We start from the raw sequence: 14,882 nt of genomic DNA on the forward strand, positions 1-14,882 counted from the left end.
CGCCGCTTGCTCGGGACGCGGAGTCGAACCTGCCCGCGGGGCGTCGGCCGCTCGTCCGTCCCGAGACGCGGACGGGCCGTCTGAGGAGCGTACTATGAGTCTGATCGCTGTCATCCGCATCGACCACGAGAAACTGACGCTGGCACCCACCGTCGAACGGGTGCCGTCGGTAGACGTACGCGTCGTGACGAACTCGATGACCGACCCCGAGACGTCGATGTTCTTCTTCCTCGTCCAGAGCGAGTCGGGCGAGTTCGAGCGCTTCGAGGCGGCCGTCGAACGCGACGACACCGTCGCCGAGGCGATGGTCGTCTCCGAGTCCGATAGCTCACGGCTGTACCGGTTCACCCACCGCTCAGACACGCAACTCCTCTCCCCGAAGGTCACGGAACTGGGCGGGTTGGTGCTGGAGGCGCGGACGGCCGACACCGGGTGGCGACTCCGCCTGCAACTCCCCGACCGGCAGGCCATCGCCCAACTCTGGGAGCACTGCCGGTCCGAGGGAATCGCCTTCCATTTGGCCCGGGTCTACGACCAGCACGGGATGGCCGACGGCACCGTGACGGCCGTCAGCGAGGAACAGCGACGCGCGTTGACCGAAGCGTACCGGTGTGGCTACTTCGAGGAACCACGCGAGACGACCCAAGCCGAACTGGCCGAGCGACTCGGCATCTGCCCGACCGCCGTCGGCGGGCGCCTCCGCCGAGGGACGCGACAACTCGTCGAGGACGTCCTCGTCGACGAGTGAGTGGGGCCGTGCCGAGTGCCGTCCACGACGGTGCCGGGTCTCCGGAGGGGATTTAAACGGCGTGTCATCTGTGGTGAAGTCCCATGGGGAAACTGCCCGTACGTTTCGACACATGACGCGGTGGAACACCACGAATGACGACGTAGAGGCGGTCAGTCCAGACATCACCGACGAGACGAACGCGCTCCCCGCGCGGTACTTCACCGACCCCGCGGCCCACGAGATGGAGAAGGACAAGGTGTTCGGCCGGTACTGGGTCTACGCCGGCCACGCCAACGCGATACAGGAACAGGGGGCGTACTTCACCCGGACGGTCGGCGACAGACAGGTCATCGTCCACCGCGACGCCGAGGACGAGGTGCGCGCGTTCTTCAACGTCTGTGCACACCGCGGCTCGAAGATGGTCGAGGACACGCCGATGACCGACCCGGGGAACATGGGACGCATCCGGTGTCCGTACCACATGTGGACCTACGACCTCGACGGCGACCTCACGAGCACGCCCAAGAGCTTCGAGGAGGCGGGGCTCAACCCCGACCTAGACGACGCCGAGGTGTGTGGCTTCGACGCCGAGGCGAACGGTCTGCGAGAGGTCGAGACGGACCGCATCGGGCCGCTCGTCTTCCTCAACTTCGCCGAGGACCCGATGCCGCTGGCCGAACAGGCCGGGACGCTCAAAGACGAACTGGAGGCGCTGCCGCTCGGCGAGTACGAACACGCCGCCCGCTACGTCTCCGAGGTCGAGTGCAACTGGAAGACGTTCGCCGGCAACTACTCGGAGTGTGACCACTGTCACGCCAACCATCAGGACTGGATAACCGGCGTCGAACTGAACGACTCCGAACTCGAGGTCAACGACTACCACTGGATTCTGCACTACACCCACGCCGAGGACGTCGAGGACGAGATGCGAATCCACGAGGAACACGAGGCGAAGTTCTACTACTTCTGGCCGAACTTCACGGTGAACATGTACGGCACCGCCGACGGCTACGGCACGTACATCATCGACCCCATCGACGAGGGGCGGTTCCAGCTCATCGCCGACTACTACTTCCAGTCCGCCGAGATGACCGAGGCCGAACGCGAGTTCGTCCGGACGAGTCGCCAACTGCAGGAGGAGGACTTCGAACTCGTCGAACGGCAGTACGAGGGCCTCCAGTCAGGCGCGCTGGCGCAGGCCCAACTCGGGCCGAACGAGCACACCGTCCACAAGCTCCACCGACTGGCGCAGGAAGCCTACGAGGCCTGAGGGGACATGAGCCAACAGGACTCTCTCCCGTTCGTCGCACAGTGTACGGAGACCGGCGAACGCGTCGAGGCGGCGACGGCCAACGACGTCGTCGAGTTCTACCGCCGCCGACGCCGTCTCACCGGGGCCGACGTCGAGTGGGTCGTCGCCGACCACCCCGCCGTGACACAGGCACCCGAGGCCGGTGCCCTCGGACCGGTCCTCCACGCGCTCGACGAGCAGTTCGAACGCGGTATCCCCGTCGGCATCATCGCCGCGGCGACGAGCAAACAGGGGTGGACCGTCGGACAGACGCTCGACACGCTGTACGAACTGCGGATGAGCGGCGCGCTCTGGGAACCTCGCGACGACCACCTCCGCCCGGTCTGACACAGCGCCCGTTCGCCGCGCTCACCTCGTGGCGACGACCCGGAGCCGCCGGTAGTCCGCGGTCCACGTCTCGCTGTCGGCGTCGAACAGGTCGTCGCGCAGGCGCTCCTCGACGCCGTCGAGCACTCGCTCGCGCTCCGCTCCGGGGACCCCCTCGAAGAACTCGTCGCCGAACATCCCGACCCACTCGCGGAGGCCGTCCGCGCCGCCGTCCAGTTCCGTCGGCCGGTCGAACAGCCGTGCGAACGTCACCTCGAACCCGTGGGCCTCGAGCCGCGGCGCGTACTCGCCGATGCTCGGGAAGTACCACGGGTGGGTCACGTCGTGCCCGCGCTCGGCGAGTTCGGCCTCGAGTGCGTCGGTGATGTGCCGGACGTTCCCGTGCCCGCCGAACTCCGCGACGAACCGGCCGTCGGGACCGAGCGCGTCGGCGACGGTCGACAGCACGGCGTCGTGGTCCGCCCCGGGAATCCAGTGGAGCGCGGCGTTCGAGAGGACGGCGTCGAAGGCCCGCTCGGGCGTGTACGTCCGGGCGTCGGCCCGCTCGAACGCCAGCGACGGGTACGTCTCACCGGCCCGCCGGACCATCTCCGCCGAGGCGTCGATGCCGACCGTCTCGGCACCGCTGTCGGCGACGGCGGCGGTCAGATGCCCCGTGCCACACCCGATATCCAGGACCCGCTCGCCCGGCTTCGGGTCGAGTAGGTCGAGCAAGTCCCGGCCGTACTCGTGGACGAAGCCGTGGCCGTCGTCGTAGTCGTCGGGGTCCCACTCGTTGCCGTCGGTCATACCGTCACACACCGGGTCGGGGTCGATAAGCCTTCCCGACCCGTGGCAGCGCCACGCGCGAGACGGACGGCCGCCGTGATAACCCCACGTACAGATTAGGCCGGCTACTTATCCCACAGCGCGCGCTAGCTCCGTCCACGGGATGCTCTCCTCAATCCGACGGAGTAGCGAACGGCGGACGACCCCGTTCGGGCCGGACGGACAGCGTGGCGACAGGCTCGAATGTGAACTCTGCGGGGAAGAACACCAGTGTCTCGACCACTACGGCATCGTCGCGTGCCAGCGGTGCCGGGCACGACTCCTGCCGCGGCCGTCGCTGCTGTAGTCAGTCGTCGTCTTCGGTCGTCGTCTTGTCGAGGTCCTTCTCGCCGAAGTAGATCTCCGCGCCGTCCTGTGCGACCTTCTCCGCGAGGACGGCGCACTTGATCCGCATCGGGGAGATGTCGACACCGAGCATGTCGACGATGTCGTCGCGGTCCATCGCCTCCAGTTCCTCGACGGACATCCCGTGGAGTTTCTCCGTGAGCATCGACGCCGACGCCTGCGAGATGGCACAGCCGTCGCCGCGGAAGGCGACGCGCTCGATGGTCTCCTCGTCCTCGCTGAGGACGACGTCCATCCGTATCTCGTCGCCGCACATCGGGTTCTCGCCGACGTGGGTGAACGTGGGGTCCTCGATTTCGCCGGTGTTGCGAGGGTTCTTGTAGTGGTCGAGAATCTGCTGCCGGTACATGTCTGAGCCGCCGATACCCATTGTTGGATTCTGTTACGGTTCTGGCCCGGAAAAGGCTTCCGAGGCACCCTCCGGCGGCGACGGCGGCCGCGTCAGATGTCGTCGTAGGGGCCGCCCTTCGACTCGGCGAGGCGCTCGAACTGGGACTCGGAGAGGTCGACGGCCGCCGCCGCGAGGTTCTCCTCGAGCTGGTCGACCGTGCGGGCGCCGACGAGCGGCGACGCGACGCCGTCGTGGTGCATGAGCCACGCGAGCGACACCTGTGCGGGGGTGGCATCCACCTCGTCGGCGACGGCCCGGACCTCGTCGACGACGTCGAAGTTCTCCTCGGTGAGGTAGGCGTCCTTCCAGTCGTCGCTCCGGCCGGCCGAGGCGTCGGTGTCGCGGTCGTCGCGGGTGTACTTCCCGGTCAGCACGCCCTGTGCCAGCGGACTCCACGGGCAGACCCCGAGGCCGTAGTGGTCGCACATGTCCAGGTAGTCCCCCTCGACCTCGCGGTTGACGAGGTTGTAACGGGGCTGGGAGACGGTAAAGGGCTCCAGCCCCTCCCGCTCGGCGAGTTCGTTGGCCTGTGCGACCCGCCACGCATTGGGCTCGAACGTCGACGCCCCGAGGTAGTTCACCTTGCCGTCGTCGACGAGGCCGGTCAGCGTCCGCATCAGCTCGCGGGCCGGGGTCTCCTCGTCCCAGCGGTGGATGTACAGCACGTCGAGGTAGTCGGTCCCCAGTCGGTCCAGCATCAGGTCGATGTTGCGCCGGATGTGCTTGCGCCCGAGGCCGCGGCCGTTCGGGTCGTCCTCGCGGGTCGGCCAGTATATCTTCGAGGCGAGGACGTACTCCTCGCGGTCCCGGTCCGTGAGCCAGTCGCCGATCCAGTCCTCGCTGTCGCCGCCGCCGTAGACGTCGGCGGTGTCGATGAACCGCCCGCCGGCCGCCTCGTAGGCGTCGAGCAGGTCGTGGGCGCGCTCCTCGCCGATCTCGAGGGTCCCGTCCTCGGTCTCCCGGCCGAACCGCCACGTTCCGAAGGCGAGTTCGCTGACCGAGAGGCCCGTCTCGCCGAGTCTGACGTAGTCGAGGTCGATGTCGTCGAGTGCCATGGGGCGGGGTTCGTGCCTCCGCGGTTTGAATGGTCGGGCGGCGGTACCGTTGGCCGGTGCCCGGTCGCTCGCTCACACCTCGCCCCGCCGAGTTCAATCCGTCTGTCCGGTCGCCCGTTGCCCCGTCCCGTCGGTCGGCCCGTGGTCGCGGCCGCTCTGGCTCACGTGCTCGGTGACGAGAATCCACCCGCGCGACGTGAGGGCAACCTCCCCGTCGGCCGGCTCTATCAACCCCCGGCGACGGAGCGCCCGGACCAGCGCCGAGGTGGACACCGACTCCCCGTCGGCCAGCGACTGGGGCCGCATCCGCCCGCGGAGCGAGTAGAGGCGCACGAGCGCCCGGAGGCCGACGGGCGGTACGTCGAGCCCCCGTATCTCCCGCCTGGTCTCGACGTACTTCCGCTGGAGGTGCCGCCCCAGCAGGTGCTGCACGCGCGGCGGATTGAGCGCGAGGTCCAGCGACACCGCCACGCCGTCGCGGACGTACTGGATGTGGATGACCTGCTGACGGTCTCCGAGCAGCTCCTCGGTGGAGCGCCAGAAGTCGACGATCATCCCCAGTTCGAGGTCGAACGGCGCCTGCACGTCGCTGACGCCCACCCGACCGGGAACGACGTGGAGCCGGCCGATGTCGTAGCTCGCCTCGGTCACGCGCCCGCCGATCTCGGCGGGGTGGCGCACGGCCACCTCCTTCCCGTCGAGCAGGCGGCGGTACAGCAGGCCGGCGAACGTCGTCAGGGTGTCCTCGTCGGTCCGCACGAACAGCGCTTCGCGCCCCCCGTCCCGCTCGAACCCGACGGTCAGGACGGTGCCGCCGAACGCCGAGGCGGCCGCCTGCGGCGGCGCACCGACCCTGACGTCGAAGAGGTTGTCGAGGCGGAGTTGGTCGGCGAACCCGTCGCCCTCGACGGCGAGCGTGTCACTGCCCAGGGAGAGGGTGGTCGCGACTGGCTCGTCGCCGAGCGCGTGACACAGTACCGTCGCCGGGATCTCGACTCTGTCCGACATTCCCCGCCCGTCTGTTGTCTGGACTACATGATAAATACTCTGAACGAATTCTCACAGATTGAAACGGGACGACGGGGCGCTCGACCCGCCCCACCCGGTGTCGGCAGCCAGGACGGGGCGCGCTCACCGGTCGGTGGCCGTCCCGTGGTCTGACTCGACGACGGTCAGGTCGTCGTCGACGGTCAGGGTCAGGTGGTCCCCGTCGACGCTGAAGGTGAACCGGACCCGGAGGGGGTCCGTCGAGAGGAGCGTCTCGTCGTAGTCGGCGAGGACCTCGTTGAGGCGCCGGATGGAGTCGGGCGCCACGGGGTTGAGACCGTGGGCGGTGAGGAACGCGAGCAGGTCGGTGTCGGCCAACAGCACCACGACGAAGATGCCACCGCTCCGGAAGATGCAGTTCGTGCACCGGGCGCCGACGTTCACCGCGTGGGCGCCGTCACACCGGTCACAGAGGCCGTCGCTGGCGTCGTGGTCCTCGCAGACGAACACGTCGGTCTCGACGGGCGCCGAGCAGCGGGGACAGAGCCCACTCGACATGGCCAGCATCTCCAGATGCGACCACGTCCACGCCGCCCGGACCATCCCGTCGGGCGTCCGACCCTGTAGCCCCGCCGGGGGGAGCGGCATCCGACCGAGGTACCCCGACGCCACCGGCTCCGGCCGTTTTGTGGCCCCGTACGACTGCCCGTAACGGCCGGCACACTCGGTGCAGAACAGTTCCGCGTTGCCCGACCGCCAGCGGACCTCGACCGGCGCGCCACAGTACTCGCAGGCCTCCTCGATGCGGGTCCGCTCGAAGGCGGGCGTCTCCGTGACCGCGCCCGAGAGCACGGCCTCGACGACCCGGCGGCCCGACCGCCGGAGGGTGTACCCCTCGTCGCTCTTGGCGACGAAGTGGCCGACGACCTTCTCGAGGTGGTAGTTGAACTGGCCGGAGTCGTCGACCCCGACCCGCTGGCGGAGCTCCGAGAACGAGAGTGGCTCCTCCGCCGCGCCCAGCGCCCGGAGGATGCCGATGCGGGTCTCGTCGCCGAGCACGGCGAACGCCTCGTCCGGGGCGAGGGTCGCCTCGGCCGCGTCCTCGTCGGTCATGGACCCCGGTAGGTCGCTTCGAGTTGTAAAACGCGGGGGCGACCGACCGCCGTCGGCGCGTCTCGTCCGAACCAGTCAGAACGCGAACAGAAGCGTCCTTCGGAAAGCTCGCTTACAGAAATGTCGTTCTGATTATAGTTAAGGCCGTCCGGCCCCACCGTTCGTATACGATGAACGACCCTCGTATCTCTCGTGGTGGACGAGCCCGGACGGCCGACCGGACCGGGCCGTCCGCCCGCGGAAGCCTCGGCCTCGCGGTGCTGCTCGTCGGCGTACTGCTGGTCGTCAGCTACCCCGTCTTCGCGCTCGGAGTCCTCCTCGGCGCCGTCGGGACCGTCGCCGCGATGCGGGTGTCCGCGGCGGTGAGGAGTCGCGCGCGTTCGCGTGCCCACACGGCTGGCGGTCGGCGCCGGCGCACCCGCGGGTCGCGGCCGGAGTGACGCCGCCGGGTGCGGGGCCGTCGCTCGCCACACACCGAACACAGGAGAAAACGGCGGCCGCTCCGCTCGTACCCGTCAGGCGAACAACTGCCGGGCGTCGTCGATGGCGTCGACCAGTTTGTCCACTTCCTCGCGGGTGTTGTAGACGTAGAAGGAGGCCCGCGCGGAGGCGGCCACCCCGAGTTTGTCGTGGAGCGGCTGGGTACAGTGGTCGCCGGCGCGGATGGCGACGGCGGAATCGTTCAGGATGGAGGAGAGGTCGTGGGCGTGGACCGACTCTAAGTTGAACGCGACGAGACCGCCCCGTTCCTCGCCGGCGGGCGGGCCGTACGTCTCGACGTCGCCCTCGTCGTGCAGGCGCTCCATCGCGTACTGGGCGAGGGCGTCCTCGTGGCGCTTGACGTTCTCCATGCCGATGTCGTCCAGGTAGTCACACGCCTCGGCCAGCGCGATGCCCTGACAGATGACGGGCGTGCCGGCCTCGAACTTCCACGGGAGGTCGTTCCACTTCGCGTCCTCGAAGGTGACCTTCTTTATCATCTCGCCGCCGTAGAGGTACGGCTCCATCTCCTCTAGGATGTGTTTCTTCCCGTAGAGGACGCCGATACCGGTCGGGCCGGCCATCTTGTGGCCGGAGAACGCGAGGAAGTCGGCGTCGATGGACTCAACGTCGACCGGGCGGTTCGGGACCGACTGGGCGCCGTCGACGAAGATGTAGGCGTCGTGGTCGTGGGCGATGTCGGCCAGTTCCGAGACGGGGTTGACCGTGCCGAGCGTGTTCGAGACGTGGACGACGCTGACCATCGCCGTGTCGTCGCCGATGAGCTCGCGGGCGTGGTCCATGTCCAGCGTGCCGTCCTCCTGGACCCGGATGAAGCGACACGTCGCGCCGGTCTTCTTCGCTATCTGCTGCCACGTCACGAGCGAGGCGTGGTGCTCCATCTCGGTGAGGACGACCTCGTCCTCGGGCCCGAGTTCGTTCAGGCCCCACGCGTAGGCGACGAGGTTCTCGCTCTCGGTGGTGTTCTTCGTGAAGATTATCTCCTCGCGCTCCCCGGAGGCGCCGATGAACTCGGCGACGCGGTCGTGGGCGTCCTCGTAGGCGATGGAGGCCTCCTGACTCAGCTGGTGGAGACCGCGGTGGACGTTCGCGTTCGTCGTCCGGTAGTAGTCGGCGATGGTCTCGACGACGGGCTCGGGCGTCTGCGTCGTCGCCGCGTTGTCGAGGTAGACGACCTGCTCGCCATCGAACTCCCGCTGGAGGATGGGGAAGTCCGCACGGATGCTCTCGACGTCGAGCGGCTCGATATCGGTCTGTCCCATTAGCGGAACACACGGGCTGGACGGGCAACTTTCCTTCGGTTCGCCTAAACCTTCGGCGCCGGGGGCGTAGTCACCGTCTACGGTACGGTTAGTTGCCACAATACAATGCCGGCTGTCGGTGTGTGACAGACCACCATGGGGGACCCAGAGACCGACGAGCAAGGACCGGTTACTCGCGTGGAGGCCGACAGGCCGGAACACGGCCACGAGTGGCACGGCCGGCGCGAGGGCGCCCACGAACAGCCGGCGATGCGCCGGCACGAGCTCCCGGGGACCATCCCGGCGGGCGCGTACCGTATCTACCACCACGACGGCCGCTGGCGCTACGACGACACCCCGCTGGGCACCGACGGCGACGCCGACCTGCTGGTCACCGACGAGTGGCTGGCCTACGCCGTCGACGCTGCCGAGGCCGGCCCGCACGACGTGACGCTCCGGGTCGCCGCGGCCGACGGGTTCGGCGGGGGCAGCGTGGGCGTCGCCGTCGACGGCGAACCGCGGACGCGGATCCGGTTCGACCCGACCGGCGGGTGGGACCGCTGGGGCGAGGTGACGACGCGGGTCGACCTCGCGCGCGGCGCGCAGACGGTGCGACTGGTGGTCCTCGAGGGCGGGTGGAAACTGGACCGCGTGCGGATACGGTGACGTCGCGTCCTCAGAGCCAGAGGAGCTGTGCGTGTCGCGTCCCGTCCACGTCGAGGACGTTCGTCTCGTCGACGAAGCCGTGTTCGACGGCGACGTCGACGCTGTCCTCGCCGACGATGTTGGCGACGCTACACCGGGCGAGGCTGTCGACGACCTCCTCCTCTGAGACGCTGTCCCCGCCGTAGAACGACTCGTCGACGGTGAGCGAGACGGGGCCGTCCTCGAACGTCTCGCCCATCACGTCCGGGTCACAGACCGAGACCAGCAGTCCCTCGTCGGTCTCTCGCTCGTTGAGTATCATTCCAGCAGCTGCTCTTCGGCGCTCTCGCGCATCTCCTTGACCTCGTCGGCCAGCTCCTCGGCCTCCTCGTACTCGCCCAGTTCCTCGAGGCCGCGGGCCTTCTCCTCGAGGACGTCGGCGTTGCGGAAGCCGAGCCGGATGGCGTTGTCGAACGCCTCGACCGCGTCCTCGGCGAGGCCACGTTCCAGGAGGAAGAAGCCGCGGTTGTACCACGCTTCGGCGAACCGCGGGTCGATCTCGACCGCTCGCTCGGCGTGTTCGAGCGCCTGCTCGGAGCGACCCGACTCCCACAGGGCGTACGCGAGGTTCGTCTCGGCGGTGGCGGCGTGCTCGGTGTCGTCGAGCTCCCGCAGGGCCTCCTTGTAGGCGCCGATGGCGGCGTCCCACTCCTCGAGTTCCGCGTGGGCCGCGCCCTTGTTCGTCCAGGCCTCCTGTTCGAGTCGGTCGTCGTCGGTGTACTGGGCGACCCGCTCGAACGTCTCGGCGGCCTGCTCGTGGCGGTTGATGTGCATGTACTCCAACCCGACGTCGAGCAGCTGCTCCGGGTCGACGGCGTCGTTCGAGACGTTCCGTCGGTCGAGCAGGTCCGTCACGACGCGCGAGTCGACGGGGTCGACCTTGTCGGGGTCCACCTCGAACTCCGGCGGTTCGAGGTCGAAGCCCTCGTAGGGGTCGTCGAACCCTTGTCCCTCGGAGAACTCGTGGTCCTCGGGCTCTCGGTCTGTCATACACTCCGATTGACGGTCAGGGCGGTTAAGGGCTACGTCCCGGACTCACGCCGGTCAGGCGGGCCGCCGTCGCCGTCGCTCGCCCCCTCGGACTCGGGGACGAAGACGAGGCTCCCGGCCAGATACAGGAGCGCGCCGAACGAGATGGCGACCCCGAACGGCGACGCCGGCGACCCGGCGAGGGCCGCTATCACGAGTCCGAGCATCGCCACCACGACGGCGGTACAGCGGCGGACGGTCCGACGGAGGAGGGCGACGTCGTCCATGCCGGTCGGTGGGGCGCCAGCGGAGTAAAGCACACGGCCGTCACCACCCACGACGAAGTGCCTGCCGGGCGTACGGCCGGGTATGAGCAAACGGCTGTTCGTCAGCGTCGACCTCGACGGCCTCGGAGACGCCGTGCGCGACGTCCAGGCGCGCTTCGAGGGGGCGTCGGGCCTCCGGTTCACCGACCCGGAGCAGACCCACGTCACGCTGAAGTTCCTCGGCGACACCGACCCGGACCGCGTCGACGACCTCACCGCCGAACTCGAACGGGCGGTCGCGGACAGCGGCGTCACGCCTTTCGAGGTCCGGTTCGGCGGCCTCGGCGTGTTCCCGTCGCTCTCCTACATCAGCGTCGTCTGGGTCGGCGTCCGCGCGGGCCACGGTGACGCCGAACTGACTGCTCTCCACGAGGCCATCGAGGACCGCACCGTCGCGATGGGGTTCGACCCGGAGGACCACGAGTTCACGCCCCACGCCACCATCGCCCGGATGGACCACGCCGGCGGGAAAGAACAGGTCCAGCGCGTCGTCGAGGACGAGGACCCCGACGTGGGTCGGTTGCAGGTCGAGGAGATACGTCTCACCGAGAGCGTCCTGCGCGAGGACGGCCCGGAGTACAGTACTGTCTCGTCGGTAACACTATGACCGGTCGACGACGGCTCTAGGCCGACCGAAAAACAATCAAGTTAGTGACAATTGTTATGAAGGCGACTCCCGTAGCTCCGACATGGTCGCCTTCGAGAACGTCGCGTTCGTCTTCGTCGCCGGCCTCCTCACGGCGCTCGCGACGGGGTTGGGCGCGATTCCGTTCTTCCTCGTCGAGGAGTTCTCGGACCGCTGGAACGTGGTGCTGTGGGGGCTGGCCTCGGGCATCATGGTCGCGGCGTCGCTGTTCGGCCTCGTCCGCGAGGGCCTCGCCTACGGAGGTGCGGTGCTCCTGGTTCCGGGCGTCCTCGCCGGCGTCGCCCTCGTCGAGGGGGCCGACCGCGTGCTCGACGACGTGGACCACAGTCCGAAGCAGTTCGAGCAGGCCGATTACAAGAAACTCCTGCTCATCCTCGGCATCCTCACCGTCCACAGTTTCCCCGAGGGCGTCGCCGTCGGCGTCTCGTTCGCCGAACTCGGACTCGTGGGCGTCTCCCCGGACGAGACGCTCCTCGTCGCCGGGACGGCCGTCCCGCTCCTGGCGGTGTTCATGACCGTCGCCATCTCCATCCACAACGTCCCGGAGGGCACCGCCATCGCCATCCCGCTCCGGTCGCTCGGGGTCAGCGAGTGGCGGATGGTCTGGTGGGCCGTCTTCTCCTCGCTCCCGCAACCGCTGGGCGCCGTCGTCGCCTACTACTTCGTCACGCTGGCCAAGCAGTTCCTCCCCTTCGGGTTCGGCTTCGCCGCCGGCGCGATGGTGTACCTCGTCGCCACCGAGTTCGTCCCCGAGGCGCTGGAGTACGGGGAGGACTTGCCGGGCGGCGGGCGGCGCGAACTCCTCACCGGGGTCGTGACGGGCGCGCTCGCGATGGTGCCGCTGGCGTTCGTCTAGAAGGGCGACCGACTGCGGATGACCTTCAGGTCGACGAAGGCCGTCAGCGGGTCGTCGTACTCGTCGACGCGCGTCTCCATCCGGTAGTTCGAGTGGTCGACGGCGAAGTAGTACGGTCCGGTCGCCTCGACGGACTCGCGGTTGCCGCCGTCCGTCGTCGACGCCTCGTAGAGGTCCGACCCCTCTTTCGGCAGTGCCGTCTGGCTGAACTCCGGGTGGCCCGCCGGCGTGCTGTCTGGTTCCCGCCCCTTGACGTAGGTGTCGTACGCGGCGAACGCCGCCTCGTCGGCGAAGAAGTAGACGTCGAACGGCGTCTCCGAGCGGACGATGTACTCGATGGCACCGCCGGTCTCGGAGAGGTCGGGGATGTCCTCCTCGACCCACGCGTCCCCCGGGTCGACGGTCACGTCCCGCTGGACGCTCACGACGACCTCGCCGCCACCGCCCAGACAGCCCGTCCCGACGGCTGCCAGCCCTGTGCCGAGTGTCCGTAGTACCGACCGGCGCTTCATCGACTCGGACTCGCCGATTCCGCCACTTAACTCTACGTGCCCGCTTACAAACCCTGATAACGAAAGGGGCGCGGCCGGCGTCGCCGCACGACGCGGCCTGAAAAGGAAGGAATTTAAGTCGTGGCGCGGAACACTCGGGACACCATGAGTAAGAAGTCGAAGGCCAAGAAGAAGCGTCTGGCCAAGCTCGACAACCAGAACAGCCGCGTTCCGGCCTGGGTCATGCTCAAGACCGACCGCGAGGTCCAGCGCAACCACAAGCGTCGCCACTGGCGGCGGAACGACACCGACGAATAATGAGCGCCGGTGATTTCGAGGAGCGCGTCGTCACGATCCCGCTCCGAGACGTTCGAGCCGAACCGAAGCACAAGCGCGCCGACAAGGCGATGGTACTCGTCCGCGAGCACCTGGCCAAACACTTCTCCGTCGACGAGGAGGCCGTCCGCATCGACCCCTCCATCAACGAGACGACGTGGGCCAAGGGTCGGTCGAGTCCGCCGAGTAAGCTTCGCGTGCGCGCCGCCCGATTCGAGGAAGAGGGCGAAGCAGTCGTCGAAGCCGAGACCGCAGAGTAACGTTGCTCCGCGCGGCATTCTCCGGGTCGTCGTACGTCGGTGTCTTCGCTCGTGCGACCGACGACTGCGTGCTGGTCCGCCCCGACCTAGACGAATCGCTCTGCGAGGACATCGGCGAGGAGCTCGAGGTCCCGGTCGTCCAGACGACGGTCGGCCACTCGGCGACCGTCGGCGCCCTCGCGACGGGCAACGAGAACGGGTTGCTCGTCTCCTCGCGCGTCCGCGAGTCCGAGATAGAGCGCATCCAGGACGTCGTCGACGTCCCGGTGACGGAACTGCCGGGCCGCATCAACGCGGCCGGCAACGTCGTCTGCTGCAACGACTCGGGCGCGTACGTCCACCCGGACCTCTCCCGGGAGGCCGTCCAGGCCGTCGGTGACGGCCTCGGCGTCCCGGTCGAACGCGGCGTCATCGCCGGCGTCAACACCGTCGGCACCGCCGCCGTCGCCACCAACAGCGGCGTCCTCTGTCACCCGAAGGCCACCGACGGCGAACTCGATGCGCTGGAGGACCTGCTCGACGTGCCCGCGGACATCGGCACCGTCAACTACGGCGGGCCGCTGGTCGGGTCCGGCCTCGTCGCCAACGACCACGGCTACGTCTGTGGCTCCGACACCTCCGGGCCCGAACTGGGCCGCATCGACGCGGCGCTGGGCTACATCGACTGAGCGGCCGTCGCTTCTCAGGAGGGATGCTGGTGGCTGAGTCGCTCGGCGACCAGCCCCGGGACGGGCGTCCCACAGTCCGAACAGGCCCACGTCCGACCGGTCCCGCCACGCTCTCGCGTCATGTCCTGCCGGTACCTGAGCGTCGCCCCACAGAGACACTCGTACGTCGTCGCCATACCTGCGGGTTGGGTCGGGACCGGCTAAACTCGCACGGCGACGGTTCGTGTCAACTGTTAATATCGACTAGCGTGAACGTCCGACTATGGTCCAGCGAGAGTCGTCTGCGACAGGCCGGAAGGTGCTCGTCTGCCGGAAGTGTGAGTACACGACCGAGGTGCTCCGGCCGTCCTGCCCGGAGTGCGGCGGCGACATGATCGCTGCCACCCGGGGGAGTGAGCGCTCAGAGCGAGGCCAGCGTCAGCGCGTTCGACGCGACGACGAGCAGCGAGACGAGCGCGAACGCGGCGAGGACGGCCGTCGCCCGCCGGTCGTCGAACCACGCCCAGCAGACCACCACGACGACGAGGGCGCTGAACTTCAGCAGACCGACCCCCGGCGTGCCGTAGGCCTCGACGAACGCGCGAGCGACGGCGTTGCCCTCGGTCAGGCCGCGTTCGAGCCCCACCATCGTCGTCACGATGTCGAACAGCGAGGCGAGGATGACGACGGTCCAGAGGACGGCGTGGGACTCCGAGAGCCGCCGCTCCATCGGCAGGGTCGACCAGATGCACTCGTCGGACTCCATCCTCTCTGGCGCACCCACGGCCGGCCGGTGCAAAACCGTGTCGCTCGTGG

The 14,882-nt window shown here is 68.5% G+C and carries 22 protein-coding genes; 10 read left to right on the forward strand and 12 right to left on the reverse strand.

Going from position 1 to position 14,882, the window contains the following annotated elements; all coding sequences use genetic code 11:
- Nucleotides 1-94: 94 nt before the first annotated feature.
- The 3 genes from ACV7GQ_RS00565 (at nt 95) to ACV7GQ_RS00575 (ending at nt 2,369) form a co-directional block, all read left to right on the forward strand.
- Nucleotides 95-748: a helix-turn-helix domain-containing protein gene (locus ACV7GQ_RS00565; protein WP_470311619.1), complete on the forward strand. Its 654-nt coding sequence runs from the start codon at nt 95-97 to the stop codon at nt 746-748.
- A gap of 112 nt (nt 749-860) precedes the next feature.
- On the forward strand, nt 861-2,000 hold the full coding sequence (locus ACV7GQ_RS00570; RefSeq protein ID WP_470311620.1) for an aromatic ring-hydroxylating oxygenase subunit alpha: 1,140 nt from the start codon (nt 861-863) through the stop codon (nt 1,998-2,000).
- A gap of 6 nt (nt 2,001-2,006) precedes the next feature.
- The gene (locus tag ACV7GQ_RS00575) at nt 2,007-2,369 is read left to right on the forward strand and encodes a hypothetical protein (protein WP_470311621.1); all 363 of its coding nucleotides are present in this window, start codon (nt 2,007-2,009) and stop codon (nt 2,367-2,369) included.
- A 21-nt stretch (nt 2,370-2,390) separates the two neighbouring features.
- Here the strand turns inward: ACV7GQ_RS00575 and ACV7GQ_RS00580 are convergent, their stop codons facing one another.
- The 5 genes from ACV7GQ_RS00580 to ACV7GQ_RS00600 form a co-directional block, all read right to left on the reverse strand.
- A complete protein-coding gene (locus ACV7GQ_RS00580; protein WP_470311622.1) occupies nt 2,391-3,158 on the reverse strand; it encodes a class I SAM-dependent methyltransferase in 768 nt (255 codons plus the stop codon).
- A gap of 325 nt (nt 3,159-3,483) precedes the next feature.
- Nucleotides 3,484-3,912 carry a Fe-S cluster assembly sulfur transfer protein SufU gene (sufU, locus tag ACV7GQ_RS00585; protein WP_470311623.1) on the reverse strand — a complete coding sequence of 143 codons (429 nt, stop codon included), beginning with the start codon at nt 3,910-3,912 and terminating at the stop codon, nt 3,484-3,486.
- Nucleotides 3,913-3,983: 71 nt separating this feature from the next.
- Nucleotides 3,984-4,988, reverse strand: a complete 1,005-nt coding sequence (locus tag ACV7GQ_RS00590; protein WP_470311624.1) for an aldo/keto reductase — start codon at nt 4,986-4,988, stop codon at nt 3,984-3,986.
- A 93-nt stretch (nt 4,989-5,081) separates the two neighbouring features.
- A complete protein-coding gene (locus ACV7GQ_RS00595; protein ID WP_470311625.1) occupies nt 5,082-5,996 on the reverse strand; it encodes a CheF family chemotaxis protein in 915 nt (304 codons plus the stop codon).
- Between the two features lie 123 nt (nt 5,997-6,119).
- Nucleotides 6,120-7,088 (reverse strand): DUF7351 domain-containing protein, encoded by a 969-nt coding sequence (locus ACV7GQ_RS00600; RefSeq protein WP_470311626.1) that lies wholly within the window; start codon nt 7,086-7,088, stop codon nt 6,120-6,122.
- A gap of 170 nt (nt 7,089-7,258) precedes the next feature.
- Between ACV7GQ_RS00600 and ACV7GQ_RS00605 the strand changes: the two genes are divergently transcribed.
- Nucleotides 7,259-7,528: a hypothetical protein gene (locus tag ACV7GQ_RS00605; RefSeq protein ID WP_470311627.1), complete on the forward strand. Its 270-nt coding sequence runs from the start codon at nt 7,259-7,261 to the stop codon at nt 7,526-7,528.
- A gap of 75 nt (nt 7,529-7,603) precedes the next feature.
- Here the strand turns inward: ACV7GQ_RS00605 and ACV7GQ_RS00610 are convergent, their stop codons facing one another.
- On the reverse strand, nt 7,604-8,851 hold the full coding sequence (locus ACV7GQ_RS00610) for an aminotransferase class V-fold PLP-dependent enzyme (RefSeq protein ID WP_470311628.1): 1,248 nt from the start codon (nt 8,849-8,851) through the stop codon (nt 7,604-7,606).
- Nucleotides 8,852-8,986: 135 nt separating this feature from the next.
- On the opposite strand from ACV7GQ_RS00610, the gene ACV7GQ_RS00615 reads away from it, so the two are divergent.
- Nucleotides 8,987-9,496 carry a carbohydrate-binding protein gene (locus ACV7GQ_RS00615; protein WP_470311629.1) on the forward strand — a complete coding sequence of 170 codons (510 nt, stop codon included), beginning with the start codon at nt 8,987-8,989 and terminating at the stop codon, nt 9,494-9,496.
- Between the two features lie 10 nt (nt 9,497-9,506).
- Here the strand turns inward: ACV7GQ_RS00615 and ACV7GQ_RS00620 are convergent, their stop codons facing one another.
- From ACV7GQ_RS00620 to ACV7GQ_RS00630, 3 genes are read right to left on the reverse strand one after another with little or no spacing between them, the layout of a single operon-like run.
- Nucleotides 9,507-9,797 carry a DUF424 domain-containing protein gene (locus tag ACV7GQ_RS00620; RefSeq protein WP_470311630.1) on the reverse strand — a complete coding sequence of 97 codons (291 nt, stop codon included), beginning with the start codon at nt 9,795-9,797 and terminating at the stop codon, nt 9,507-9,509.
- Nucleotides 9,794-10,525 (reverse strand): tetratricopeptide repeat protein, encoded by a 732-nt coding sequence (locus ACV7GQ_RS00625; RefSeq protein WP_470311631.1) that lies wholly within the window; start codon nt 10,523-10,525, stop codon nt 9,794-9,796. Before ACV7GQ_RS00625 ends, ACV7GQ_RS00620 begins: the two co-directional genes overlap by 4 nt.
- Nucleotides 10,526-10,557: 32 nt before the next feature.
- A complete protein-coding gene (locus ACV7GQ_RS00630; RefSeq protein ID WP_470311632.1) occupies nt 10,558-10,791 on the reverse strand; it encodes a hypothetical protein in 234 nt (77 codons plus the stop codon).
- Nucleotides 10,792-10,873: 82 nt separating this feature from the next.
- Here ACV7GQ_RS00630 and thpR point away from each other — a divergent pair, with 82 nt between their 5' ends.
- Nucleotides 10,874-11,437, forward strand: a complete 564-nt coding sequence (gene thpR / locus ACV7GQ_RS00635; protein WP_470311633.1) for an RNA 2',3'-cyclic phosphodiesterase — start codon at nt 10,874-10,876, stop codon at nt 11,435-11,437.
- Nucleotides 11,438-11,519: 82 nt separating this feature from the next.
- Complete coding sequence (locus tag ACV7GQ_RS00640; RefSeq protein ID WP_470311634.1) at nt 11,520-12,332, forward strand: ZIP family metal transporter; 813 nt, start codon at nt 11,520-11,522, stop codon at nt 12,330-12,332.
- On the opposite strand, the gene ACV7GQ_RS00645 is transcribed toward ACV7GQ_RS00640, so the two are convergent.
- Nucleotides 12,329-12,844: a hypothetical protein gene (locus tag ACV7GQ_RS00645; protein WP_470311635.1), complete on the reverse strand. Its 516-nt coding sequence runs from the start codon at nt 12,842-12,844 to the stop codon at nt 12,329-12,331. The two genes, ACV7GQ_RS00640 and ACV7GQ_RS00645, sit on opposite strands and share 4 nt — an antisense overlap.
- A gap of 144 nt (nt 12,845-12,988) precedes the next feature.
- Between ACV7GQ_RS00645 and ACV7GQ_RS00650 the strand changes: the two genes are divergently transcribed.
- From ACV7GQ_RS00650 to ACV7GQ_RS00660, 3 genes are read left to right on the forward strand one after another with little or no spacing between them, the layout of a single operon-like run.
- Entirely contained in the window at nt 12,989-13,141 is a 153-nt protein-coding gene (locus ACV7GQ_RS00650; protein WP_166966678.1) for a 50S ribosomal protein L39e, read from the forward strand.
- The gene (locus ACV7GQ_RS00655) at nt 13,141-13,419 is read left to right on the forward strand and encodes a 50S ribosomal protein L31e (RefSeq protein WP_220619105.1); all 279 of its coding nucleotides are present in this window, start codon (nt 13,141-13,143) and stop codon (nt 13,417-13,419) included. Before ACV7GQ_RS00650 ends, ACV7GQ_RS00655 begins: the two co-directional genes overlap by 1 nt.
- Before the next feature lie 2 nt (nt 13,420-13,421).
- Nucleotides 13,422-14,087 (forward strand): translation initiation factor IF-6, encoded by a 666-nt coding sequence (locus ACV7GQ_RS00660; RefSeq protein ID WP_470311636.1) that lies wholly within the window; start codon nt 13,422-13,424, stop codon nt 14,085-14,087.
- A gap of 14 nt (nt 14,088-14,101) precedes the next feature.
- Here ACV7GQ_RS00660 and ACV7GQ_RS00665 read toward each other — a convergent pair whose 3' ends face one another.
- Together ACV7GQ_RS00665 and ACV7GQ_RS00670 are read right to left on the reverse strand one after the other, a co-directional pair.
- Nucleotides 14,102-14,263, reverse strand: a complete 162-nt coding sequence (locus ACV7GQ_RS00665; RefSeq protein WP_470311637.1) for a hypothetical protein — start codon at nt 14,261-14,263, stop codon at nt 14,102-14,104.
- Nucleotides 14,264-14,487: 224 nt separating this feature from the next.
- The gene (locus ACV7GQ_RS00670) at nt 14,488-14,832 is read right to left on the reverse strand and encodes a DUF5658 family protein (RefSeq protein WP_470311638.1); all 345 of its coding nucleotides are present in this window, start codon (nt 14,830-14,832) and stop codon (nt 14,488-14,490) included.
- Nucleotides 14,833-14,882: the final 50 nt, after the last annotated feature.

Source organism: Haloarcula sp. MBLA0163 (assembly GCF_055632435.1).

Bases quoted from the DNA above. Each gene is read 5' to 3' on its own strand.
- ACV7GQ_RS00565 (WP_470311619.1), top strand. From the start codon at position 95: ATGAGTCTGATCGCTGTCATCCGCATCGACCACGAGAAACTGACGCTG.
- ACV7GQ_RS00570 (WP_470311620.1), top strand. From the start codon at position 861: ATGACGCGGTGGAACACCACGAATGACGACGTAGAGGCGGTCAGTCCA.
- ACV7GQ_RS00575 (WP_470311621.1), top strand. From the start codon at position 2,007: ATGAGCCAACAGGACTCTCTCCCGTTCGTCGCACAGTGTACGGAGACC.
- ACV7GQ_RS00610 (WP_470311628.1), bottom strand. From the start codon at position 8,851: ATGGGACAGACCGATATCGAGCCGCTCGACGTCGAGAGCATCCGTGCG.
- ACV7GQ_RS00655 (WP_220619105.1), top strand. From the start codon at position 13,141: ATGAGCGCCGGTGATTTCGAGGAGCGCGTCGTCACGATCCCGCTCCGA.
- ACV7GQ_RS00650 (WP_166966678.1), top strand. From the start codon at position 12,989: ATGAGTAAGAAGTCGAAGGCCAAGAAGAAGCGTCTGGCCAAGCTCGAC.
- ACV7GQ_RS00580 (WP_470311622.1), bottom strand. From the start codon at position 3,158: ATGACCGACGGCAACGAGTGGGACCCCGACGACTACGACGACGGCCAC.
- ACV7GQ_RS00595 (WP_470311625.1), bottom strand. From the start codon at position 5,996: ATGTCGGACAGAGTCGAGATCCCGGCGACGGTACTGTGTCACGCGCTC.
- ACV7GQ_RS00615 (WP_470311629.1), top strand. From the start codon at position 8,987: ATGGGGGACCCAGAGACCGACGAGCAAGGACCGGTTACTCGCGTGGAG.
- ACV7GQ_RS00670 (WP_470311638.1), bottom strand. From the start codon at position 14,832: ATGGAGTCCGACGAGTGCATCTGGTCGACCCTGCCGATGGAGCGGCGG.
- thpR (WP_470311633.1), top strand. From the start codon at position 10,874: ATGAGCAAACGGCTGTTCGTCAGCGTCGACCTCGACGGCCTCGGAGAC.
- ACV7GQ_RS00605 (WP_470311627.1), top strand. From the start codon at position 7,259: ATGAACGACCCTCGTATCTCTCGTGGTGGACGAGCCCGGACGGCCGAC.
- ACV7GQ_RS00590 (WP_470311624.1), bottom strand. From the start codon at position 4,988: ATGGCACTCGACGACATCGACCTCGACTACGTCAGACTCGGCGAGACG.
- ACV7GQ_RS00630 (WP_470311632.1), bottom strand. From the start codon at position 10,791: ATGGACGACGTCGCCCTCCTCCGTCGGACCGTCCGCCGCTGTACCGCC.
- ACV7GQ_RS00640 (WP_470311634.1), top strand. From the start codon at position 11,520: ATGGTCGCCTTCGAGAACGTCGCGTTCGTCTTCGTCGCCGGCCTCCTC.
- ACV7GQ_RS00600 (WP_470311626.1), bottom strand. From the start codon at position 7,088: ATGACCGACGAGGACGCGGCCGAGGCGACCCTCGCCCCGGACGAGGCG.
- sufU (WP_470311623.1), bottom strand. From the start codon at position 3,912: ATGGGTATCGGCGGCTCAGACATGTACCGGCAGCAGATTCTCGACCAC.
- ACV7GQ_RS00620 (WP_470311630.1), bottom strand. From the start codon at position 9,797: ATGATACTCAACGAGCGAGAGACCGACGAGGGACTGCTGGTCTCGGTC.
- ACV7GQ_RS00645 (WP_470311635.1), bottom strand. From the start codon at position 12,844: ATGAAGCGCCGGTCGGTACTACGGACACTCGGCACAGGGCTGGCAGCC.
- ACV7GQ_RS00625 (WP_470311631.1), bottom strand. From the start codon at position 10,525: ATGACAGACCGAGAGCCCGAGGACCACGAGTTCTCCGAGGGACAAGGG.
- ACV7GQ_RS00665 (WP_470311637.1), bottom strand. From the start codon at position 14,263: ATGGCGACGACGTACGAGTGTCTCTGTGGGGCGACGCTCAGGTACCGG.